Genomic DNA, 18,773 nt, shown 5'->3' with positions numbered 1-18,773 from the left:
TTGTAACAAATTCTTGGCGGCGCGTGACGGATGGCCGAGCACGCGTCGCGTATTCATACGGACAGGCGTTACGGCTTCAGATAGCCGGCTTGCCTGAACCAGTCGAGCGCATCGCGCAAACCCTCGCGATAGGGGCGCGCCTGATAGCCGAGTTCGCGTTCTGCCTTCGCCGACGTGAAATACATCTTGTTCTTCGACATTTTCAGACCGTCGACGGTGACGAACGGTTCGCGTTTCGTGATCTTGGCGACCGCTTCCGCGCCCATGGCGAGCGGGTAGAGCGGCCAGCGCGGCAAGCTCAGCGTCGGCGCCTTGCGGCCGGTCAGCGCCGCGATGTCCGCGAGCATCTGCTGAAGCGGCAGATTTTCGCCGCCGAGAATATAGCGCTCGCCGATCTTGCCGCGCTCGAGCGCCAGAAAATGGCCCGCCGCGACGTCGTCCACGTGCACGAGGTTCAGACCCGTGTCGACGAACGCGGGAATCTTGCCGAGCGCCGCTTCGACGATGATCCGCCCGGTCGGCGTCGGCTTCACGTCGCGCGGACCGATCGGCGTGGACGGATTGACGATCACTGCCGGCAGCCGGTCTTCGGCGATCATCCGTTCCACCGCGCGTTCGGCCAGCACCTTGCTGCGCTTGTACACGCCGATCGCCTGGTCGGCCTTGAGCGGCGAGGTTTCATCGGCGGACTGGCCGGAGCTGGTCACTTTCAGGGTCGCCACGCTGCTCGTATAGACGATGCGTTCGACGCCTTCCTTCAGCGCCGCGCGCATGGTCGCCTCAGTGCCTTCGAGATTGGAGCGCTCGATCTCGCTCGGGTCCGGCGCCCACAGGCGATAGTCGGCGGCGACATGCAGCAGATAGCGCACGCCGCGCAGCGCGTTGCGCATCGACGCTTCGTCGCGCATATCGCCGACCACGATTTCCGCGTTCAGCGCCTCGACGTTCTGACGCGGACTGGTGGCGCGCACCAGCACGCGCACCTTGAAACCTTTCTGTTGCGCGATGCGCGCCACCGACGAGCCGACGAAGCCTGAAGCGCCGGTCACGAGCACGAGATCGCCATTCTGTTCGGTCATTCTTTTCCATTCCCCGCATGACAGACGACGGATTGTACGTGGCGGGCGCGCGGATTGCCGAGCAAGCTCGCCGCGGCGCGACTAGAATGCCGGCTTGAAAGACAGCAAAGTGAGGACAGCATGGCCCCGGATCTGGATCAGCGGATCGAAACGTATTACGTGCGCGTGCGCGGCACCGTGCAGGGCGTCGGCTTTCGCCACGCGACCGTGCGGCAGGCTCACGCGCTTGGTATCAAGGGATGGGTGGCGAACCTCGACGACGGTTCCGTCGAAGCCATGTTGCAGGGCGCGGCCAACCAGGTCGACCGCATGCTGTCGTGGCTGCGGCACGGCCCGCCCGCGGCGCGCGTGACCGAAGTGACCGGCGAAGAGCGCCTTACTGAAAAACGTTACGAGCGCTTCGAGCAGCATTAAGGAGCCGCACTGGGCGGCTTGATGCAAAAAAGGCAGCGCCGTCATGCATGACGGTGCGCCGCCCAAGTGTTGTCGGAGTGCGGCCGCGTCAATGCGCGGCCATCGAAGTTGCCGGCGTTTATCGCGCCACGAGCAGGCTCTCCGCGAATCCCCATTCGTCTTCGATCCATTGATGGCTGCACGCAAAGCCGGCGTCGTCGGCGATCGTGGGCACCTCTTCCGCGCGATATTTGTGGCTGCTCTCGGTCCAGATCGTTTCGCCGGCCTTGAGCGACACCGTCAGTTGCGCGGCGCCCACGTTCGCTGTGACATCGCGCTTTGCGCGCAAATGCATTTCGATGCTGCGCGCGTCCGGATTGAAGCGCGCGACGTGCTCGAAGGCGTCGAGCGGAAAGTCGCCGTCCAGTTCACGATTGACACGCGCGAGCAGGTTCAGATTGAACGACGCGGTGACGCCGATCGAATCATCGTAAGCAGCTACCAGCACAGGCGTCGGCTTGATCAGATCCGTGCCGAGCAGCAGCGCGTCGCCGGGGGCGAGCATATTGCGGATATCGCGCAGGAAACGCGTGGCCGCGAGTCTGCCGAAATTACCGATCGTACTGCCAAGAAACAGCACCAGTAACCGCTCGTCCGTTGCGCGCTTCTTGCTGACTTCGGCGAGACCGGCCAGATAGTCGCGTTCATAACCCACAATCGAAATCCGCTCGATGTCGCCGAGTTCGCGCCGGCACAACTGCAAGGCGCTTCGCGAAATTTCGATCGGATGGTACGAAGTGGGGCGCTTTTTACACAGCGCTTCCAGAATGCGCCGCGTTTTCCGGCCACTGCCGCTGCCGAGTTCGGCAACCGTCACGTCGTGCGGCAGATGCGCGACGATGTCCGCGGCGTGCTTCGTGAGCAGGCGCTCCTCGGCGCGCGTCACGCCGTACTCGGGGAGCACGGTAATCACTTCGAACAGGGCGGAGCCTACTTCGTCATACAGATACTTCGACGGCAGCTCTTTTTGCGGTGTGTGCTCGAGTCCCGCGCGTACTTCGGCGGCGAAGGCTGCGCGCAGGTTGGGCGATACGTCGTGTGATAGGGCTGGCTGGGTCATGCTGGCTCCAGTAGTCACATACGATGAACGGGATTGCTGCCGGGCGGAGCATGCGAGATATGACGCCGTTCAGACAGGCCAACAGCGTCGCAAGACTCCGTAGCAAGATTCGCGCGTGAGCCGTCCTGCGCGAAAGAAATGCGGCGCTGCCGATGAAAAAGCGTGTTCAGGCCGCCGCACGTGAAGTTATGTTCTAGTGCATCAATGCACGATGTGCACGGAATAATTACAACCTGCCGGCGAAAGCGCGCGACCCCGGGGTCGGGCAACCCGTCTAGAATGCCGGCTTGCGTCGCTTAATGAAGACAAAAAACGCAGCGCCTGATTCGCACTGCCCGCTTGTGAGACTGCCTTTCCAATGACAACCATCAACGCCGCGCGTCCGGGCGCTGCGCAGCAAAACGCCATCTCCGCCAAAAAGATCGCGCAACGGGGTGCGCGATGAACCAGTATGACCCCAAACGCGGTATCGCGTTGTCGGTCGGCGCGTCCGCGCTGTTCGCATTACTGTCCGCTTACGCTACGTTGCTCGCGCCGCTTGGCGGCCTCGATATTTTCGCGTGGCGCATTATCTGGACTGTGCCTGGCGCGCTATTGCTGATCGCATTGCGCAAGCGCTTGCCGATTCTCCGGGAGCTTCTTTACCGCATGGTGACGCAGCCGAAACTGGGCGTGGCGATGATCGTGAGCGCGGTGTTGCTCGGCTTGCAATTGTGGGTATTTCTCTGGGCGCCGCTGCACGGCCGGATGCTTGAAGTCTCGCTCGGCTACTTCCTTCTGCCGTTGGTGATGGTGCTGGTGGGGCGCTTCTATTACCACGAGCGTCTCGACGGTTTGCAGTGGCTGGCTGTTGCGTTCGCGGCCGTGGGCGTTGTTCACGAGCTATGGATGACCGGCGCCTTTTCGTGGCCAACCTTGCTGGTCGCGCTCGGCTATCCGCCGTACTTCGTACTGCGCCGCCGGATCAATCGCGATTCGCTGGCGATGTTCACGGTGGAGATGGCGCTGCTGCTGCCGGCGGCGATCGTCTTCGTGATCAGCGGCGGTTCGCTGACCATGATCGCCGGCCGCGTGGACATGTGGTGTCTATTGCTGCCGGGCCTTGGCGCGCTGAGCACCGTTGCGTTGGCATCGTATCTGAAGGCGAGCCGCCTGTTGCCGATCGCGTTGTTCGGCATCCTCGGCTATGTCGAGCCTGTGTTGCTGGTGCTGGTCTCGGTTGTGCTGCTCGGCGAAACGCTAAGCAGTGCGCAATTGGCCACCTACGTTCCAATCTGGATCGCGGTCGCGCTGACCGCATTGCACGGCGTGCGCCTCGTTCGCTTCGCGCCGAATTGAACGGCTCGGTCGGCTCGGGCGGCGTGCTTTAGCGATGCGCCGCCGCGCGATCCGTGTTGATTCGCGTGGGGCCGACTTGCTGCTCGATGGCTTCGCGCAGCGCGGGCCGCCAGCCGAAGCCGAATAGCGCTTCCGCGAGCACGAACAGTGGTCCGATCAGCAGGCCGATGACATCGTCGATGAAGGCCGGCTTGCGATGCTCGTAAGCCACATGGCCGATGAACTGAAACACCCAGCCGATCACAAAGAGCCCGACGCCGATTGCGAGCCACGCCAGCGTGGATTGCGCCGCCGCCCACTGGCCGAACGCGAGGCATACGGCCGACACGACCGCCATCATCAAGCCGAGCGGCACGTCGAGCCTCAGGTAGTAGAGGGTTGCGGCGACGAATAGCACCGAGGCGGGCGACAGAGTCAACGAGAGTGCGCCGGGCACGACCGCAGGCCGGCCCAGCAACACCGCCAAAGCCAGCACGATCATTGGAATGCCGATGAAGTGCGTGACGATATTGCGCCGGTCACGATGGTAAGCCGCGTATTGCGTGAGCTGTTGCGTCAGCGTTCTCATGGATGCCTCTTCTGCGTCAAAGTCAGCATAATCGCGGGCAGCGGATTTTGAAACCATCGGGTAGCCGACAATCGGGCGTGGATGCTGTTCTATGACTGCGAGTTTCCCATCGAATGAGCTTGCCGTGTTGCTTGGGCGCAGCGCGTGGTTTCGCTCGGCGCCTGCGGCCCTGCAGGCGCGCCTGATCGAAGCGGGGCGTGTCGAGCGGCTCGTGGCCGGTCAACGGCTCTTTATGCGCGGCGATACCGACGACGGCCTTTACTGTGTGCTCGACGGATTGGTGAGAATCGGAGCGGCCAGTTCGACGGGCAAAGAAGCTTTGCTTGCCGTGATCGAACCGGTGAACTGGTTCGGCGAGATCGCGCTGTTCGACAACCGGCCGCGAACCCACGACGCGTATGCCGAGCGCGATTCCGAGCTGTTTCATGTGCCGCGCGCCGCACTCGTTGCGCTGCTCGAGCACACGCCCGCGTATTGGCATGCGTTCGGATTGCTGTTGACGCAAAAGCTGCGCCTCGCTTTCGAGGCGATTGAAGAGGCCGCGCTGCTGCCTGCCGCGCCACGCGTCGCGCGCCGCTTGCTGCTGATGGCGGGCGGCTACGGCGAGCCTGGGGCATTGCGGCGCGTACTCAAAGTCCCGCAGGAAGATCTCGCGATGATGCTGGCGTTGTCCCGGCAGACGATCAACCAGGTGCTGAAGCAGTTCGAATCGCAAGGCGCGCTGAAGCTGGGCTATGCGGAAATCGAAATTGCGGACGTGCAAAAACTCAGCGCGTTGGCGGAGCTGGACCACGCGGCGCGAGGCGCATAAAAAACGTATACGCGCTTCGCAATCGGCGCATTTTTATAATCATTTTACGGCGCACCCCTGTTTCTTTGGCGATTCGCTACGCCGAGCCCGGTAAGGTCGAGAGACCCCGGTCAGGAAGCGAAAACATGCATGGAAATAGCGCACTGAATGGTGTGTCAGTACAACGAAAAGCAGGCCGTCACCCAGCATCGGGTCTGACGGCCATGCTGGCGGCGATTGTCCTCTCGTTCGCCGTAGCAGCCCAAGCCGCTGATGCCGCCGGCACGCAATCGGACGCGGCGATGCAGGCTGCCTCCGCTCCAATCGCCGCGAGCGACACGCCTTCAGATTCAGGGTGGCCGTCGCTTGACGACATCACTGCCCTGCTGCGCGCGCAGTTTCGCGTGGCGCCTGCTGAGTCGATGAAGATCGCACGCGCTGTGCTGATTGAAGCCGACCGCCATGCCATCTCGCCCATCTTGCTGCTTGCGGTGATGGCGGTCGAGTCGAGTTTCGATCGCCATGCGGTGAGTGTGGCGGGCGCGCGTGGGCTCATGCAGATTCTGCCCGCCGCCCATCCGCAATTGATCGCAAGCACGACCGATCTATCCGATCCGGCTGTCAACGTGCGGCTTGGCTCGGCCATTCTGCGTGGATACCTCGATGAGAGCGGCGGCGATCTCGATGCCGCGCTGCTTCGCTATAGCGGCGGCGGACGCGGCTACGCGCGGCGTGTCGCGCTTCGTATGCAGCGCTTCGACGCAAGTTTGCACCGCGAATGATCTCCTGATTCGCGGTGCAGTCAAGAAGGGTTGAATAGAAGCGCGCGAGTGAAACTAGTGAATCGCGCAGGCGAACTCCGCGCGCAAGTCTTGCAGCCGGTCGCGCGCGGTGCTCAGCCGCTCGACGAGTTGCGCCGAGGCGCGCGTGATCGGCATGCGTGTCTCGTCGCTGAGCGCATGATCGAAAGCGAGCATCGCCTTGATGGCGGACGGATTCGGCGCGGCAAACAGCAGCCGCAGCACCGGCAGCAGACTCGCGAACAGCGTGCGCGCCTCCTGGCAGCGTTCGGCGCGCAGCAGTTCCTGCGCGGCGACCAGCAGGTCCGCGCAGACATGCGCGCTCGCCAGGATGCCGCCCGTGCCGCCGTGATGAAGGCAATCGTCGAACGCTTCATCCGTACCGCACAGCACATTGACCGGCAGGCTGCTCAACTTCTCGAAGTGCTCCTTCACGCACTCCTTGATCGCGACGATGTTGTCGAACTCGACGAGTCGCGCGACCGTGTCCGGCGCGATCGTCACGCCGGTTCGATGCGGCACGTTGTACAGCACGATCGGGCGCTCGGTGGCGAGCGCGGCCTGCTCGAAGTGCCATTGCACGCCGGCCTGATCCGGACACACGTAGGACGGCGCGGAGACCAGATAGCCCGCGCAATCCCACCGTTCATAGCGCTGGATATCGTGCAGGACATCGCGCGTGTTCGAACCGCCGACGCCGATCAGCATCGGCAGACGTGTGCCGACCACTTCGGTGAGCGCCTGTAAAACGGCGAGACGCTCGGCCTCCTGTAACAGCGCGGCTTCACCGGTCGTGCTCAATGCGACGAAGCCGCTGATCTCCGTATGCAGGTAGTAGTCAGCGAGGCGTTGCAAGGCATCGATATCGACTTCGCCGTTACGCAGCGGGGTGACGATGGGCAACCAGATACCTGAGAACATGATTAGCGCGCCTTTGTGTTGGCGTTGCGGCGCTTCAGCGGTCCGATCAGCGCGGCCGGGAGCGAGGAGATCAGCGTGTGAAGGGTGAAGTCGAGATCGTCGAACGCAATGTCGAGCAGCACGCGAACTTCGTCACGATCGGCTTCCGTGCTGACCACGTACACGCCAAGCGGCGAGTGAAGCAGTGCGCGCAGTTGGGTGCCGGGAAGTTCGTGCGCCGCGTGTGGCAGAGTCACCGGCAGGCGCACGCGCGCCGCGGGAAAAGGAATGACGTTGTTGCGTGGCGCTTGCGGCTCGTTCAGGGGTCGCGTGGCGAATCTGTCGATTGTTTGAGTGAGAGCCATATCTGCGGCGTTCGTTGACGCCATGGTTGATCAAGACAGTTCGAGATTAGACTTCTGCGGGTAAACGCGGTGCAAAAATTGAGGCGTGTGTTGAAAAAATCGTACGGCCTGAATCCAGACGTATTCGGATCCGGTGCGCGTAACGCCAGATGAACGCACATAAAAAAAGGCGAGTCGTATGACTCGCCCTCCCTGAACGGCACCGTTCGGCTTTGTTTATCTAGAAGTGCATGGCCGGTGTGTGCCGAAGCCGATCACGTGTTATTGCGTCTTGGTCGTGTCGGTCTTTGCGCCATCGGTTTTTGCCGGAGCAGTGCTGGCCTCTTTCGCGCTCTCCGTTTTGGTCTTGGCGTCGCTGGTATCGGCCTTGGGCATGGTCTTCTTGGTGGCCTTGTGTGCCTTCGCCGTGTGATGAGCGGAAGCCTTCTTCACATGCGTCTTGCCTTCGGCCTTGGCCGGCGCTTTCGTGGCGGCCGCGACTTCGTCCGTGGCGCCGGTTTGCACGGCGGTGCTTGCCTTCAGATTCGCCTGGCCGGCAGGCTGCGCTTGCGCGGGTTGCGTGGCCGGAGCGGCAGCGGGTGCGGCGGTCGGTGCGGCCGTTTGGGCAAAAGCGGTCGACACGAGCAGAGCGGAAGCGAGTGTGGCGAGAAGCGTCTTCATGGTTTAACTCCTGGTTTAACCGGTTGATTCTTGTGTCGCGGCTGAAAAGTTTCAGCGCTGCCGGTTTAACGCTGACGGGAAGACAGGAGTTGACGACGCTCTGGTGACAAAACGTAACCGCTGAAACATGTCGGGATACCGAAGCAGTTGCGGTTAATGCGGCACAGGCAGGGAGAAGCTCCCTGCCTTCGCGCTAATATGCCGCGCTGGTTTGTTACTGAAACGGATTCTGCACAACCCCCGGTTTCGCATCCGGTTCGTCCTTCACCTTCGCGGGCAAATTGCTTTGCGCCTGCAAGCTGGCGACAATCGCGTCCACCGCTTCCTTGAGCGCGAGCGCCGCCTTCAACCCACGCTGATCCTGCGTCAGCTCCAGCGTGCCGTTCAGTACGACGCGCGTGGTGCCGTTCGTCACGGTCAGCGCATCGCCCTGAATGTTGAGTACATCGTCGTCGTTCGTATAAGGTTTAAACACCTTTCAGTCCTCCCGGTCGCTGATCTTTGAGGTTCTCCGGAATTCCCGGAAAGCGGATACCCGAAGCGGCTTCGAGTTCGTGAATCGTCTTCATCTCGTAGCGGTTGGTTGAGACGTTGTCCACCAGGACCGCGAACGCCAGCTGCCGTGACGGCACGTAGACTACCTTGAACAATTGCGTCGGCACGAACACGCGCGTCGGACCGATGGTCTGCAACTGCTGGCCATTGAAGATCGGACCGGTGACCACATACGTGTCGCCGTACGACACCGCGATCTTGCGCACGGACGTTTCGATGCGCGCCCACAGCCGCTGATTGTTCTCGCGGTTTTGCGGCACGACATTGGCCAGTGAGAACGATTGTGCCATCGCTTCAGGATTCCAGCGATTGCCCGCCGGGCTCATATGACCGCGATCGAAGCCGCTGCGCTTGTAGTCCGCGAGCGTGGCGCCCTCGCCGTCAGGCAAGCGCGCGTCTTCGAAGAATTTGTTGGTGCGCACCATGTCTTTGGCGGCTTCGACATGGTCGCGCGTCAGAAACTCGGCAGACCACAGCGGACCGTGCGTGATGCCGGAATGCAGAACCGCGAAATCGCTGTAGCAAAGCATGCGCGTTTTTGGCGCCATCTTCTGATTGGTCAGAGCGGGCCATTGCGCATTCGGCGTGAACTGGGTGCAGGAAGGCGCTGCGCTCACGTGAGCGGCAGCGGCGAACAACAGACAGGCAAACCACTTCTTCATGTGTCAGTCAGTCGAGGGATGGGGGCGAAAGTATAGCGTCGCGGGCGTGTATTGCGCGACGTCGACTACGGGGAAAAGACTGGAAGGAAAGTGGCTTGACGCGCCGCGCGCACCGGTAGGGAATCAATGGCGGCGCGTGGCGCAGGCAGACGCGTCCGCCATGCGCAGCAGCAAAAAAACGGGCCGCTTTGCAGCGACCCTAATGCGTGGACTTCCAACTCTACGCACGCAAACTTAAGAAGGGCTTAAACGAGCGGGAGCGGAAGATTCAGAATGCGGGGTAATGCACGAACGGGCATTTCGACCGACACAAAAAAGCGTTCGATCCTAATTACCGAATACGCTGTGTTCGGCGTGGATGTTTTGGCGGTCCACGGCTTGCAGGCGCCAGAAGCCGCTGGTTGCCGCATGTGTCGGCAGGGCTGTCCAGGCGGCAGCGCCTTGCGCCGCGCTCACGCGCTGCTTGCGGTCGACGTGCAATCCGCGCAGCGTGCATAACGGTGAGTCCGCGCTAGGGGCGCAGAGTGTCGTCACGCCGTTCTCGTCGTGCAACTCGCCCCACGGGGGCAAATCGATCCCTTGATGCGCTTCCCTCGACCACCGGTGTTCGTCGGTGTCGAGCCATAAGACCGCATAGTCGTGATTGACGGTGGGATCGGAACCGTTGATGAGGATAGTCAGGCGCATAGCACTCCCGTACAAATTGCGAAGTTTTGCTCTAACAGTCTATGCCGCGAGCGGCGTTATGCAAGGCAAAAGGTAAGAGGTCCAGACACGAAAAAACGGACGCGCGATGTGCGCGGGTTGTACGATAGCCGCGTCCTGATGACGTTCGCGGAGGCGGACTATGGCGCGTCGATTTTTGCACTGCGCGGCGGTGGCCGGATGCCTGAGCATGGTGGCGGCCGTGAGCGCCGCGGCGGACAGCGCGGCGTTCGCCGCGCCGGCGCCGGTCGTCTATGTGTCCGACTTCGAACTCGACGCCGCGAACGTGACGCCGGACAGTGGCCCGGGGCAACGCTTGCGCCGGCTGCGCGGATTGCTGCCGAGCGGACCGGGACCGATGGGGCAGGACAAGAATCCGCAGGACCACGCGAAGCACATCGTGGACGAGATGGCGGAGGCGCTGACCGCGGATCTGAAGAAGGGCGGCGTCGACGCGCGCCGCAGCGCGCCGGGCAGTCCGCTGCCCACGGCGGGGTGGGAAGTGCGCGGCGTGTTTCTGAGCGTGGATGACGGCAACCGCCTCAGGCGGGCAATGGTGGGTTTCGGCGCCGGCCAGAATTCGATCCAGGTGGCGGTGTCGTGCGACAGCCTCGGGGCGGCCGACTTGCCGCCGCTGTATCAGGCCGTCGACGAAGCCGACAGCAAGGGTAAGCCGGGCGCGGTCATCAAACTGAACCCGTATGTGATTGCCGCCAAGTTCGTGATGTCGCGCGATGACGAGCAGAAGACGATCAAGAAAACCGCTCAGCAGATTTCAGACGCCGTGATCGCCAAGCTGCACGGTGCGGCGCAATAGTTCGACCGGCCGCCCGCGGCCGCGCCGCAGGCGGTTCAACACCGACGAATCGAACGATTCCCGCCCCACCCATGCTGCGCCGCTCAAGCCAGATCGAGAGACGCCGTCAAATCTCCCAACGGCGCGAGCCCACCAGCCGCGAACGCCCGATCCCGCGCCGCCACGCCGTCAAGCGGTGCCAGTCCATGCACGCGGCTAATCAGACGAAGAATCGAATTGGTGTCGTACACCGTGTGATCGACATTCCCTTTCTTTGCCAGCGGCGACACCACCAGCGCTGGGATCCGCGAGCCCGGCCCCCAGCGGTCGCCCTTCGGCGGCGAGACCGGATCCCACCAGCCGCCGTTTTCATCGACGGTGACGATCACCACCGTATTGGCCCACTGCGGGCCGCGCTGAATGCGCTCGATGACGGTCGCGATGTGCCGGTCGCCCGATGCCACGTCCGCGTAACCCGCGTGCATGTTCAGGTCGCCTTGCGGCTTGTAGAACGTGACGGCGGGTAGCCGCCCCGCGTCGATGTCGGCGATAAAACGATTGGTCGCGGCGTCGTTGCCCAGGCCGCCGTCGCGCAGATACTTGCGCCGCGCCGCGGTGCCCGGCGCGTAATTGACGAAGTAGTTAAACGGCTGGTGGTGATACTGGAAGTCGGGCACCGCGCCGGTGTCCTGATGGTCCAGCGCGTATTGCCATGCGCCGCTGTACCACGCCCAGTCCACGCCTTTCTCCGTCAGGCGGTCGCCGATCGTCGCGTAATTTTGCGGTGGCAGCACGCGCGGACTCGACGGATCCGCGTAAGCCGGATTGCCGCCTTCGGCCGGGCGCACGAAGCTGGGTTGGTAGGGCGGCGCCATGGTGTTGACGGCGTAGCCGTCGGCGGTGAATGCGCCGTCGTTGACGAACTTCGGCGGACCGTCCAATGCGGAGGCGGGCGAGTCCGCTGTCTGCTTGAGCCGCGTGCCGGTTGGATCGTCGCCTTCGATCACCGACATCATCTTCTTCGCCGGACTGTTCTGGATGTCGGGATAAAACGGCGCTTGCGCCGAGATCAGAAAGATGTGGTTCAGCCACGAGCCCCCGAAGGCCGCCATGAAGAAGTTGTCGCACAACGTGTATTGCTGCGCGAGATTCCACAGACGCAGCGTGTCGGCGGAATTGCGGTAGTGCCCCATCACCAGGCCGCCGGAATCGCCCCACGCGGCGAACTGGTTATTGCGGCCGGCGTTGATCTGCATCTGGTTCTGATAGAAGCGATGTATCAGATCGCGCGTGATCACGCCGGTCGGCAGCGGCGTGCCTTGCGCGTCGGTGATATGGAACGGGCGGTTGTGCAGGCTGGCGATGTCCTTCTGGCCAATCATGTAGCGCTTGCCGTCCACTTCCTGCGCTTGCGGCACGAGGCCGCCCCAAATGGCCGGCAAACGCGGCAGCGGCGTTTTGCCGTCGCGGTCGAGTTGCAGATAGCGCTCGGCGCTCACCGCATCGAGCGGATGCTCAACGCCGGGGAAGTTGCCATACAGATTCGCGAAGCTGCGATTCTCCGCGTAGATCACGACGATGTTTTTGACCTGATCGTGGAGCGCGGCGTCGAGGCGCATGTCGGCGGCGCTGCGCGGCGCGCCGTTTTCCGCGATGGCGTCGCCGGTTTTGCAGCCCGTCAGCGCCAGGCCGATTCCGACTGCCGCAAGGCCGGTGAGGACGCGGCGGCGGTCAGGGTTGTCGGGGGCGTCATCAATGTGGTGGGTGTTCTGGGCGTTCGGCGGCAGTTTGGAGTCGTCGTCTGTCATCAGTCGGTTCCGAAGTGGCGGTAACGGACGCTGGGGCGCCGCTCGGGGCGGCGTGCGCGCGGCACCGGTTGCAGAAGGGCGGCGGGTTGAAGATCAGGCTACGGCAGCCGGCGCTTCACTCGCCAGCTGTGATGCGATGCGTCGACGGCAAAGAGTAGCCAGTGCCTCGTGTCGACAGGATGGCGCTTTTGCGTGGCATAGCGCTCGACCATCAATTCGAGTTCGTCGAATGCCCGCCGATGGCAGGTGGCGTTGGCACCGGAACCGTCCGCGAATTCGACGACGGCCGCCGCCGCGCTCTCCGTTTCGGGCAAGTGCGGAATTTGCACCGCGCAGCCCGGATAAAGGTGCGAATCGGCAACCTGGATCTGGATGGAATCGGACATGAGCGTGGCCTCCGAACGCCTGGGCAGAGCGAAAGCGCGGCAATCAAGCCTCGCGCATTGGACCGGTTCAAAGCATAGCACCGCGCTATATGATGGCAGTGCAGCAATTGACATGGCCGGTCACACCTCGGCATTCGCGTGGCGCCCGTCCACGGCGGCTGACCGGCGCGTGCTTCGCGCTATGATGCTGATCTGACCTTGATGAACAGCAGAAACGGCAGCCAAGATGGCAAAAGAAGAGCAAACAGGAGCGGGACGCAAGCAGGCAAAGCCGCGCGGCGCGGCGGCCGCGGCCTTGCCGGACGAGACGGCGTCGCCGGACCAGGCGGACGGCGTTGATTCCCCCGATTCCACCGGCGAAGAGAGCGCCGGCGGATCGACGTATCTGGTGCCGGGCCTCGAACGCGGCCTGCGCATTCTCGCGGAATTCAGCGCGCGCGAACCGGTGCTCGGCGCCCCCGAGTTGTCCAAGCGCATCGGCATTCCGCGCACCACCACTTTCCGTCTGTTGCAGACGCTGGAAGCACTTGGCTTTCTCGAACGCGTCAATGGCGACCGTTATTTCCGCTTGAGCGTCGCGGTGCTGCGGCTCGGTTTCGAATATCTGAGCTCGCTCGAACTGACCGATGTCGGCACGCCGATTCTCGAGCGTTTGCGCGATGCCACGGGTTTAAGTACGCATTTGCTGATTCGCGACCAGCGCGACGTGGTGTTCGTCGCCAAGGCGCAAACCCACGAGCCGATGTTCAGTTCCGTGAAGGTGCACGTCGGCACGCGTTTGCCCGCGCATGCAACCGTGCACGGGCAGGTGTTGATGGGCGATCTGACTTTCGAGGAATTGCGTCAGTTGTACCCGGAGCCGCAGCTCGAACGCTTCACCGAACGCACGCCGGTCACCGTCGAGGAACTGTACGGACGCGTGCGCGAAAGCGCGGCGCTCGGCTATGCGTTGAGCGAAGCGTCGTTCGAGCGGGGGATTTCGGTGGTGAGCGCGCCGGTGCGCGATCAAAGCGGCAAGATCGCCGCCGCCTTGACGGTCACGATTCCACGCTCGGATATCGGCGAAGCCGAAGAGCGCGAGCCGCTCATCATCGCCGTTTGCCAGGCGGCGCTCGAACTGTCCGAGCGCCTCAGCTACCGGCCGCGGCCGGACGATCCGACCGCGCAGCAGGCGCGCCGCAAACCGGTTGCGGCGAGCTGACGCTGAACAGCTGAATCAGAACGAGTGGTGGATGCCGGTCAGAATGATTGTCTGGTTCCGGCCACTCGACACACCTGCGGTAAAGAACGCCGCATCCGTGTTCGAGCCTGCGCGCTCATACAGCGCGTTCACGTACAACTGCGTCGACTTCGACAGCGCGTAGATGTCGCCGATCTCGAACTGCGTCCAGCGGTGGCCCGCCAGCGTCGTCGTTGCGGCGCCGCCGGCGATGCTGTTAAACGGCGTGAACTGGTAATTCGCGCCGGCATCGTAGCTTTGATACGTGTCCGAGTGCCCGGCCGACTCCAGCTTCACGCGCGTGTACAGCGCATGCACCAGCAGCTTGCCGAATTGATATGACGCGCCCGCGCCCATGTTTTCGACCTTGTCAGCGGTGTAGTTCGCCGCGGCCACGCCCTGGAAGGTGGTGATGCCGGTGGTGACGATCGACGGCGTGCGGTTGTGCTCGTTCGCATACGTTGCGCCGGCCTTGAACGGACCATTAGCATAGCTAAGTGCAAAGCTCAGTGTCTTGCCGGTCGAGAAGTTGGTCGTGTTGCCGAGACCCATCATCGCGCCGACCTGGAAGCCATAGAAGCTCGCCGAGCGGAATTTCACCGAGTTGTCGAACGGCACCACGCCCGTGTCGGCGAGTTCGTCGATATTGCCCGGGTGGAACGCGTACCAGCTGGCCGCCAGATACGCCGTGCTCAGCGGACCCAGCACGTCGAAGCTGAAAGGCGTTTGATGGCCGAGCGTAAGCGTGCCGATCGTGTCTGAACTCAACCCAACAAACGCCTGGCGATTGAACAGCACACCGGCTTTTGCAAACGAGCCAGTGTTCGTATAGAAGCCGTTTTCCAGCTGAAAGACCGTCTTCAGACCGCCGCCCAGATCCTCCACACCCTTCAGGCCCCAGCGGTCAGGCTGCATGTTGCCCTGTTCTTCCATCCACTTCGAATGGCCGCCTACATTGCTGACATACGCGATACCGGCATCCAGGCTGCCGTATAGCGTCACACTGCTCTGCGCCCATGCGCCCGTCGTTGCGCAGATTGCCGTCAAGCCGGCTGCAATGATGTGCTTCACCGTTGGTTCTCCTGATCACCCGACGAATAGCTCTCGCCGGATTCGTCTTCCCTGATCCTTGCTTTGGGTTGAATGCAGTTCTGGGTTTATGCGCCAAAACTGCCACGCTTTATGTTCCACCTATGGGCGTTTGTATCGCCTATGGAAAAGTATAGTGAGTCTTCAGGTGGTCAAAATAAAATTTTGGACCCCGTACAAACCCGCATGAAGGCTTCGGAATTTGTCTGAAAATTATGCTCAAACCTAAGCCTGTAAAGGCTTAGCGTGAGATCGCAATAGTTGCCGCAGCCCACCCGCCGCTGTCTTGCGAGCGCCACACTCGGTGTTTTCCCCTACCAGTCCAGATTTTTATTTGCTCTCGCCAAGGTCGCTCCTATAATTATCCATACACGAACTGATGTTCCTTGTATGGAACATAAGGCTTCAGGAGAAGGCGAGAAATGACTGAACAATGGCGCTGCGCCGGCCATGCCGGCGACCTGTCCGATGACACGCCGCTCGAGTTCAAGCTCGACGGCACGGAAATCGGCATCTACAAGGTGGGCGATGCGCTGTACGCGCTGGAAAACGTCTGCCCCCATGCGTATGCGTTGCTGACGCAGGGCTTTATTGACGGCGACACCGTCGAGTGCCCCTTGCACGAAGCCGTGTTCCATATCCCGACCGGCAAGTGCTTGAAAGAGCCCGGCGGCCGCGACCTGAAGATGTACTCGGTGCGTCTCGCAGGTGAAGAAATCCAGATCAAGGTGGAATGACATGCGAGAGCAAACCGTGAACTTCAATCCCTTCCTGAAGCCGTGGCTTGCGCCGCAGCCGAACAACGTCGCGGGCAAAGGCGTGATCGAAAAGCCGGGCGAGACCGGCAACTTCATCTGGCAAACGCGCAAGGCCGAGCCGACCCAGTATGAAAACGACTTCGGCGACGCGCTTGAACAGGTTTTTGAAGCCGGCGCAGTGGAGTTGCAGGAAGTGGTCGACGGTTTGAATCGCGTTGGCTTCCGCACCCCGGAAGGCCTAGCGTGGGACGGCGAGCGCCTCGCCGCCGAATTCCGCCTGCTCGCCGAATAAGCGCGCTTTCCCGAACACGTTTCATCGCATCCGTATCCGGAGTCTCTTCATGACGTCCCCCAACACCACTCAAGGCGCGGCCGATCCGATCCAGGCGTACCTGAACAAAGGCCTGCGCAACTACTGGTATCCCGTTGCGCCGAGCTGGCAAGTCGGCAATGCGCCGATCGGCATCACGCGCCTCGGCGACCAGATCGTGCTGTGGCGCGACAACGAAGGCAAAGTCCGCGCGCTCGAAGACCGCTGCCCGCATCGTGGCGCGCGCCTGTCGCTCGGCTGGAATCTCGGCGGCAGCGTCGCGTGCTGGTATCACGGCATTGAAATCGACGGCGGCGGCACGGTCACCAAAGTACCGGCCGTGTCGAACTGCCCGCTGGAAGGCCAGAAGTGCGTGAAGTCCTATCCGGTCGAAGAGCATGCCGGTGCGATCTTCCTGTGGTTCGGCGACGAAGCGCATAAGGAACCCACGCCGCTGGTGCTGCCGGAAGAACTGGTCGGCGAGGAATACGCGAGCTTCCTGTGCATGTCGAACTGGAAGTGCAATTACCAGTACGCGATCGACAACGTGATGGACCCGATGCACGGCGCGTATCTGCACGCGACCTCGCACTCGATGGCCGAAGGCGACAAGCAGGCCGACATGCGCGTGCGCAAGACCGAAACCGGCTTGATGTTCGAAAAGGTCGGCCAGCGCGACGTGAACTTCGACTGGGTGGAACTCGGCGAAACCGGCTGCCTGTGGATGCGCCTCGCGATTCCGTACAAGAAGAAGTTCGGCCCGGGCGGCAACTTCGGGATCATCGGCTTCGCCGTTCCCGTCGACGAAGACAACTGCCAGGTCTACTTCTGGCGTACCCGCAAGGTGCAAGGCTGGCAGCGCGACGCATGGCGCTTCATGTACCGCAACCGTCTGGAAGGCCTGCATTGGGACGTGCTTGAGCAAGACCGCTACGTGTTGGAAAGCATGGCGCCGAATGCGCGCAATCACGAATTCCTCTATCAGCACGACGTCGGCATGACGCGCGTGCGCCGCATGTTGCGTCAGCGCGCGCAGCAGGACTTCGCCGATCTGGACGCGCATCGCGCTCAAGCGGCCAGCGCTACGCCGGCTTCGACCGAAGCAGGCCACAGCCATGCATAACGACGCGCCCGCAGCGCTCAACGGCCGGCGCGTCCTGGTGACGGGCGGCGCGCGCGGTCTTGGCGCGGCGTTCGTCCGCGCGCTGGTGCAAGCCGGCGCTCAGGTGGTGTTCGGCGACGTGTTGCACGACGAAGGCCGCGCGCTTGCGGCATCGCTCGTCGAGCAAGGCCACGCGGCGACCTACCTGCCGCTCGACCTCGCCGATCCCGTCAGCATCCGGGAATTCGCCGATCAGGCCGCAGCACGCCTCGGCGGTCTCGACGCACTGATCAACAACGCGGCCATCACCAATTCCGGCGGCAAGTTCGCCGACGAGTTGTCAGTCGAGACGTGGGACGCCGTGATGAACGTCAACGTGCGTGGCACCTGGCTGATGAGCACCGCCGCGCTGCCGTATTTGCGCGACTCGCACCGCGGCAGCATCGTCAACATCGCCTCGGATACGGCGATGTGGGGCGCACCGAAGCTGCTCGCCTATGTGGCGAGCAAGGGCGCGGTGATTTCCATGACCCGGTCGCTGGCACGCGAATTCGGCGCCCATCAGGTGACCGTCAACGCGATTGCGCCGGGACTGACCGAAGTCGAGGCGACCGCCTATGTGCCCGCCGAGCGTCACCAGTATTACCTGCAAGGCCGCGCGCTCACGCGCGCACAAGTGCCCGACGACGTGACCGGGCCGGTGCTGTTCCTGTTGTCCGACGCCGCACGCTTTGTGACTGGCCAACTGCTGCCGGTCAACGGCGGCTTCGTGATGAATTGATCTTGTCGAATCGAAAGGAGAAAGAGATGGCGGACGCCGATACCGAACGCAAATCGTGGGAACAGCCCGCGGACGCGAGCTTTGCGCAATGGCTGGACAGCCGCGTCGCGCGCCTCGCAACGCGTCGCTATGACTGGGACGCGCTGAAGTTCCAGGCCGACTACGACCCAAAGTATCGCCGCGCGCAAATGCGCTATGTCGGCACGGGCGGCACGGGTGTCGCGAAAGACGTGAACACGGTGCCCGCCGGCGGCTTCACGTTCTCGACGATGGTGATTCCGGCCGGCAACATCGGTCCGAGCCATATTCATATGGACGTCGAAGAAATTTTCTTCGTGCTGCGCGGCAAGATGAAGGTGATCTGCGAGAAAGACGGTGAAACGTGGGAAGCCGAACTGGGCGAGCGCGACCTGATCTCCGTGCCGCCGGGCGTGTACCGCACGGAAGTCAACGTCGGCGAGGAAGACGCGCTGATGTGCGTGATGCTCGGTTCGCCGAAGCCGATCACGCCGACTTATCCGCCGGATTCGCCGCTCGCCAAGCTCAAGCGCTAAGCCGCCGTTCGTTCCAGACTCACCCGCGAAGGAAA

Annotated in this window: 23 protein-coding genes; 11 read left to right on the top strand and 12 right to left on the bottom strand. The window is 62.6% G+C overall.

What is annotated here, in order from left to right:
- Positions 1 to 68: 68 nt before the first annotated feature.
- A complete protein-coding gene (gene hpnA / locus A6V37_RS06615) occupies positions 69 to 1,079 on the bottom strand; it encodes a hopanoid-associated sugar epimerase (protein WP_064271197.1) in 1,011 nt (336 codons plus the stop codon).
- Positions 1,080 to 1,199: 120 nt separating this feature from the next.
- Between hpnA and A6V37_RS06610 the strand changes: the two genes are divergently transcribed.
- On the top strand, positions 1,200 to 1,493 hold the full coding sequence (locus A6V37_RS06610) for an acylphosphatase (protein ID WP_064271198.1): 294 nt from the start codon (positions 1,200 to 1,202) through the stop codon (positions 1,491 to 1,493).
- Positions 1,494 to 1,611: 118 nt separating this feature from the next.
- Here A6V37_RS06610 and egtD read toward each other — a convergent pair whose 3' ends face one another.
- A complete protein-coding gene (gene egtD / locus A6V37_RS06605) occupies positions 1,612 to 2,592 on the bottom strand; it encodes an L-histidine N(alpha)-methyltransferase (RefSeq protein ID WP_064271199.1) in 981 nt (326 codons plus the stop codon).
- A gap of 441 nt (positions 2,593 to 3,033) precedes the next feature.
- Here egtD and rarD point away from each other — a divergent pair, with 441 nt between their 5' ends.
- On the top strand, positions 3,034 to 3,930 hold the full coding sequence (gene rarD, locus A6V37_RS06600; RefSeq protein ID WP_064271200.1) for an EamA family transporter RarD: 897 nt from the start codon (positions 3,034 to 3,036) through the stop codon (positions 3,928 to 3,930).
- Between the two features lie 28 nt (positions 3,931 to 3,958).
- Here the strand turns inward: rarD and A6V37_RS06595 are convergent, their stop codons facing one another.
- A complete protein-coding gene (locus A6V37_RS06595) occupies positions 3,959 to 4,498 on the bottom strand; it encodes an Mpo1 family 2-hydroxy fatty acid dioxygenase (protein ID WP_064271201.1) in 540 nt (179 codons plus the stop codon).
- A 91-nt stretch (positions 4,499 to 4,589) separates the two neighbouring features.
- Here A6V37_RS06595 and A6V37_RS06590 point away from each other — a divergent pair, with 91 nt between their 5' ends.
- Together A6V37_RS06590 and A6V37_RS06585 are read left to right on the top strand one after the other, a co-directional pair.
- Positions 4,590 to 5,309 (top strand): Crp/Fnr family transcriptional regulator, encoded by a 720-nt coding sequence (locus tag A6V37_RS06590; RefSeq protein ID WP_064271202.1) that lies wholly within the window; start codon positions 4,590 to 4,592, stop codon positions 5,307 to 5,309.
- A 152-nt stretch (positions 5,310 to 5,461) separates the two neighbouring features.
- Positions 5,462 to 6,070 (top strand): lytic transglycosylase domain-containing protein, encoded by a 609-nt coding sequence (locus A6V37_RS06585; protein ID WP_242665929.1) that lies wholly within the window; start codon positions 5,462 to 5,464, stop codon positions 6,068 to 6,070.
- 54 nt (positions 6,071 to 6,124) lie between these two features.
- On the opposite strand, the gene A6V37_RS06580 is transcribed toward A6V37_RS06585, so the two are convergent.
- The 6 genes from A6V37_RS06580 to A6V37_RS06555 form a co-directional block, all read right to left on the bottom strand.
- Entirely contained in the window at positions 6,125 to 7,009 is an 885-nt protein-coding gene (locus A6V37_RS06580) for a 4-hydroxy-tetrahydrodipicolinate synthase family protein (protein ID WP_064271204.1), read from the bottom strand.
- 2 nt (positions 7,010 to 7,011) lie between these two features.
- Complete coding sequence (locus A6V37_RS06575; protein ID WP_064271205.1) at positions 7,012 to 7,353, bottom strand: hypothetical protein; 342 nt, start codon at positions 7,351 to 7,353, stop codon at positions 7,012 to 7,014.
- Between the two features lie 261 nt (positions 7,354 to 7,614).
- Positions 7,615 to 8,013, bottom strand: coding sequence for a hypothetical protein (locus A6V37_RS06570; protein WP_064285867.1), 399 nt, complete (start codon positions 8,011 to 8,013; stop codon positions 7,615 to 7,617).
- Between the two features lie 214 nt (positions 8,014 to 8,227).
- A complete protein-coding gene (locus tag A6V37_RS06565; RefSeq protein WP_064271207.1) occupies positions 8,228 to 8,488 on the bottom strand; it encodes a hypothetical protein in 261 nt (86 codons plus the stop codon).
- A complete protein-coding gene (locus A6V37_RS06560; RefSeq protein WP_064271208.1) occupies positions 8,481 to 9,230 on the bottom strand; it encodes a DNA/RNA non-specific endonuclease in 750 nt (249 codons plus the stop codon). Before A6V37_RS06560 ends, A6V37_RS06565 begins: the two co-directional genes overlap by 8 nt.
- A 327-nt stretch (positions 9,231 to 9,557) precedes the next feature.
- A complete protein-coding gene (locus A6V37_RS06555) occupies positions 9,558 to 9,917 on the bottom strand; it encodes a DUF3564 domain-containing protein (RefSeq protein WP_064271209.1) in 360 nt (119 codons plus the stop codon).
- A gap of 160 nt (positions 9,918 to 10,077) precedes the next feature.
- Between A6V37_RS06555 and A6V37_RS06550 the strand changes: the two genes are divergently transcribed.
- Complete coding sequence (locus A6V37_RS06550; RefSeq protein ID WP_064285866.1) at positions 10,078 to 10,752, top strand: DUF4410 domain-containing protein; 675 nt, start codon at positions 10,078 to 10,080, stop codon at positions 10,750 to 10,752.
- Between the two features lie 83 nt (positions 10,753 to 10,835).
- Here A6V37_RS06550 and A6V37_RS06545 read toward each other — a convergent pair whose 3' ends face one another.
- Together A6V37_RS06545 and A6V37_RS06540 are read right to left on the bottom strand one after the other, a co-directional pair.
- Positions 10,836 to 12,539: an acid phosphatase gene (locus tag A6V37_RS06545; RefSeq protein ID WP_064271211.1), complete on the bottom strand. Its 1,704-nt coding sequence runs from the start codon at positions 12,537 to 12,539 to the stop codon at positions 10,836 to 10,838.
- 98 nt (positions 12,540 to 12,637) lie between these two features.
- Positions 12,638 to 12,925 carry a hypothetical protein gene (locus A6V37_RS06540; RefSeq protein ID WP_064271212.1) on the bottom strand — a complete coding sequence of 96 codons (288 nt, stop codon included), beginning with the start codon at positions 12,923 to 12,925 and terminating at the stop codon, positions 12,638 to 12,640.
- A 226-nt stretch (positions 12,926 to 13,151) separates the two neighbouring features.
- On the opposite strand from A6V37_RS06540, the gene A6V37_RS06530 reads away from it, so the two are divergent.
- Positions 13,152 to 14,126, top strand: coding sequence for an IclR family transcriptional regulator (locus tag A6V37_RS06530; protein ID WP_064271214.1), 975 nt, complete (start codon positions 13,152 to 13,154; stop codon positions 14,124 to 14,126).
- A gap of 15 nt (positions 14,127 to 14,141) precedes the next feature.
- On the opposite strand, the gene A6V37_RS06525 is transcribed toward A6V37_RS06530, so the two are convergent.
- A complete protein-coding gene (locus A6V37_RS06525) occupies positions 14,142 to 15,215 on the bottom strand; it encodes a porin (protein ID WP_064271215.1) in 1,074 nt (357 codons plus the stop codon).
- 440 nt (positions 15,216 to 15,655) lie between these two features.
- Here A6V37_RS06525 and A6V37_RS06520 point away from each other — a divergent pair, with 440 nt between their 5' ends.
- From A6V37_RS06520 to A6V37_RS06500, 5 genes are read left to right on the top strand one after another with little or no spacing between them, the layout of a single operon-like run.
- Positions 15,656 to 15,970: a non-heme iron oxygenase ferredoxin subunit gene (locus A6V37_RS06520; protein WP_064271216.1), complete on the top strand. Its 315-nt coding sequence runs from the start codon at positions 15,656 to 15,658 to the stop codon at positions 15,968 to 15,970.
- A 1-nt stretch (position 15,971) separates the two neighbouring features.
- Positions 15,972 to 16,283, top strand: coding sequence for a recombinase-like helix-turn-helix domain-containing protein (locus tag A6V37_RS06515; protein WP_064271217.1), 312 nt, complete (start codon positions 15,972 to 15,974; stop codon positions 16,281 to 16,283).
- 49 nt (positions 16,284 to 16,332) lie between these two features.
- The gene (locus A6V37_RS06510; RefSeq protein WP_064271218.1) at positions 16,333 to 17,424 is read left to right on the top strand and encodes an aromatic ring-hydroxylating dioxygenase subunit alpha; all 1,092 of its coding nucleotides are present in this window, start codon (positions 16,333 to 16,335) and stop codon (positions 17,422 to 17,424) included.
- Positions 17,417 to 18,184, top strand: coding sequence for an SDR family oxidoreductase (locus A6V37_RS06505; protein ID WP_064271219.1), 768 nt, complete (start codon positions 17,417 to 17,419; stop codon positions 18,182 to 18,184). The genes A6V37_RS06510 and A6V37_RS06505 overlap by 8 nt, the downstream gene beginning before the upstream one ends.
- A gap of 26 nt (positions 18,185 to 18,210) precedes the next feature.
- Positions 18,211 to 18,738 (top strand): cupin domain-containing protein, encoded by a 528-nt coding sequence (locus A6V37_RS06500; RefSeq protein ID WP_064271220.1) that lies wholly within the window; start codon positions 18,211 to 18,213, stop codon positions 18,736 to 18,738.
- Positions 18,739 to 18,773: the final 35 nt, after the last annotated feature.

Source organism: Paraburkholderia ginsengiterrae (genome assembly GCF_001645125.1).
In the GTDB taxonomy this organism is placed as follows: domain Bacteria; phylum Pseudomonadota; class Gammaproteobacteria; order Burkholderiales; family Burkholderiaceae; genus Paraburkholderia; species Paraburkholderia ginsengiterrae.
This window is presented reverse-complemented; position numbering and strand designations above follow the sequence as displayed.

Bases quoted from the DNA above. Each gene is read 5' to 3' on its own strand.
- hpnA (WP_064271197.1), bottom strand. From the start codon at position 1,079: ATGACCGAACAGAATGGCGATCTCGTGCTCGTGACCGGCGCTTCAGGC.
- A6V37_RS06610 (WP_064271198.1), top strand. From the start codon at position 1,200: ATGGCCCCGGATCTGGATCAGCGGATCGAAACGTATTACGTGCGCGTG.
- egtD (WP_064271199.1), bottom strand. From the start codon at position 2,592: ATGACCCAGCCAGCCCTATCACACGACGTATCGCCCAACCTGCGCGCA.
- rarD (WP_064271200.1), top strand. From the start codon at position 3,034: ATGAACCAGTATGACCCCAAACGCGGTATCGCGTTGTCGGTCGGCGCG.
- A6V37_RS06595 (WP_064271201.1), bottom strand. From the start codon at position 4,498: ATGAGAACGCTGACGCAACAGCTCACGCAATACGCGGCTTACCATCGT.
- A6V37_RS06590 (WP_064271202.1), top strand. From the start codon at position 4,590: ATGACTGCGAGTTTCCCATCGAATGAGCTTGCCGTGTTGCTTGGGCGC.
- A6V37_RS06580 (WP_064271204.1), bottom strand. From the start codon at position 7,009: ATGTTCTCAGGTATCTGGTTGCCCATCGTCACCCCGCTGCGTAACGGC.
- A6V37_RS06575 (WP_064271205.1), bottom strand. From the start codon at position 7,353: ATGGCTCTCACTCAAACAATCGACAGATTCGCCACGCGACCCCTGAAC.
- A6V37_RS06570 (WP_064285867.1), bottom strand. From the start codon at position 8,013: ATGAAGACGCTTCTCGCCACACTCGCTTCCGCTCTGCTCGTGTCGACC.
- A6V37_RS06560 (WP_064271208.1), bottom strand. From the start codon at position 9,230: ATGAAGAAGTGGTTTGCCTGTCTGTTGTTCGCCGCTGCCGCTCACGTG.
- A6V37_RS06555 (WP_064271209.1), bottom strand. From the start codon at position 9,917: ATGCGCCTGACTATCCTCATCAACGGTTCCGATCCCACCGTCAATCAC.
- A6V37_RS06550 (WP_064285866.1), top strand. From the start codon at position 10,078: ATGGCGCGTCGATTTTTGCACTGCGCGGCGGTGGCCGGATGCCTGAGC.
- A6V37_RS06545 (WP_064271211.1), bottom strand. From the start codon at position 12,539: ATGACAGACGACGACTCCAAACTGCCGCCGAACGCCCAGAACACCCAC.
- A6V37_RS06540 (WP_064271212.1), bottom strand. From the start codon at position 12,925: ATGTCCGATTCCATCCAGATCCAGGTTGCCGATTCGCACCTTTATCCG.
- A6V37_RS06530 (WP_064271214.1), top strand. From the start codon at position 13,152: ATGGCAAAAGAAGAGCAAACAGGAGCGGGACGCAAGCAGGCAAAGCCG.
- A6V37_RS06520 (WP_064271216.1), top strand. From the start codon at position 15,656: ATGACTGAACAATGGCGCTGCGCCGGCCATGCCGGCGACCTGTCCGAT.
- A6V37_RS06515 (WP_064271217.1), top strand. From the start codon at position 15,972: ATGCGAGAGCAAACCGTGAACTTCAATCCCTTCCTGAAGCCGTGGCTT.
- A6V37_RS06510 (WP_064271218.1), top strand. From the start codon at position 16,333: ATGACGTCCCCCAACACCACTCAAGGCGCGGCCGATCCGATCCAGGCG.
- A6V37_RS06505 (WP_064271219.1), top strand. From the start codon at position 17,417: ATGCATAACGACGCGCCCGCAGCGCTCAACGGCCGGCGCGTCCTGGTG.
- A6V37_RS06500 (WP_064271220.1), top strand. From the start codon at position 18,211: ATGGCGGACGCCGATACCGAACGCAAATCGTGGGAACAGCCCGCGGAC.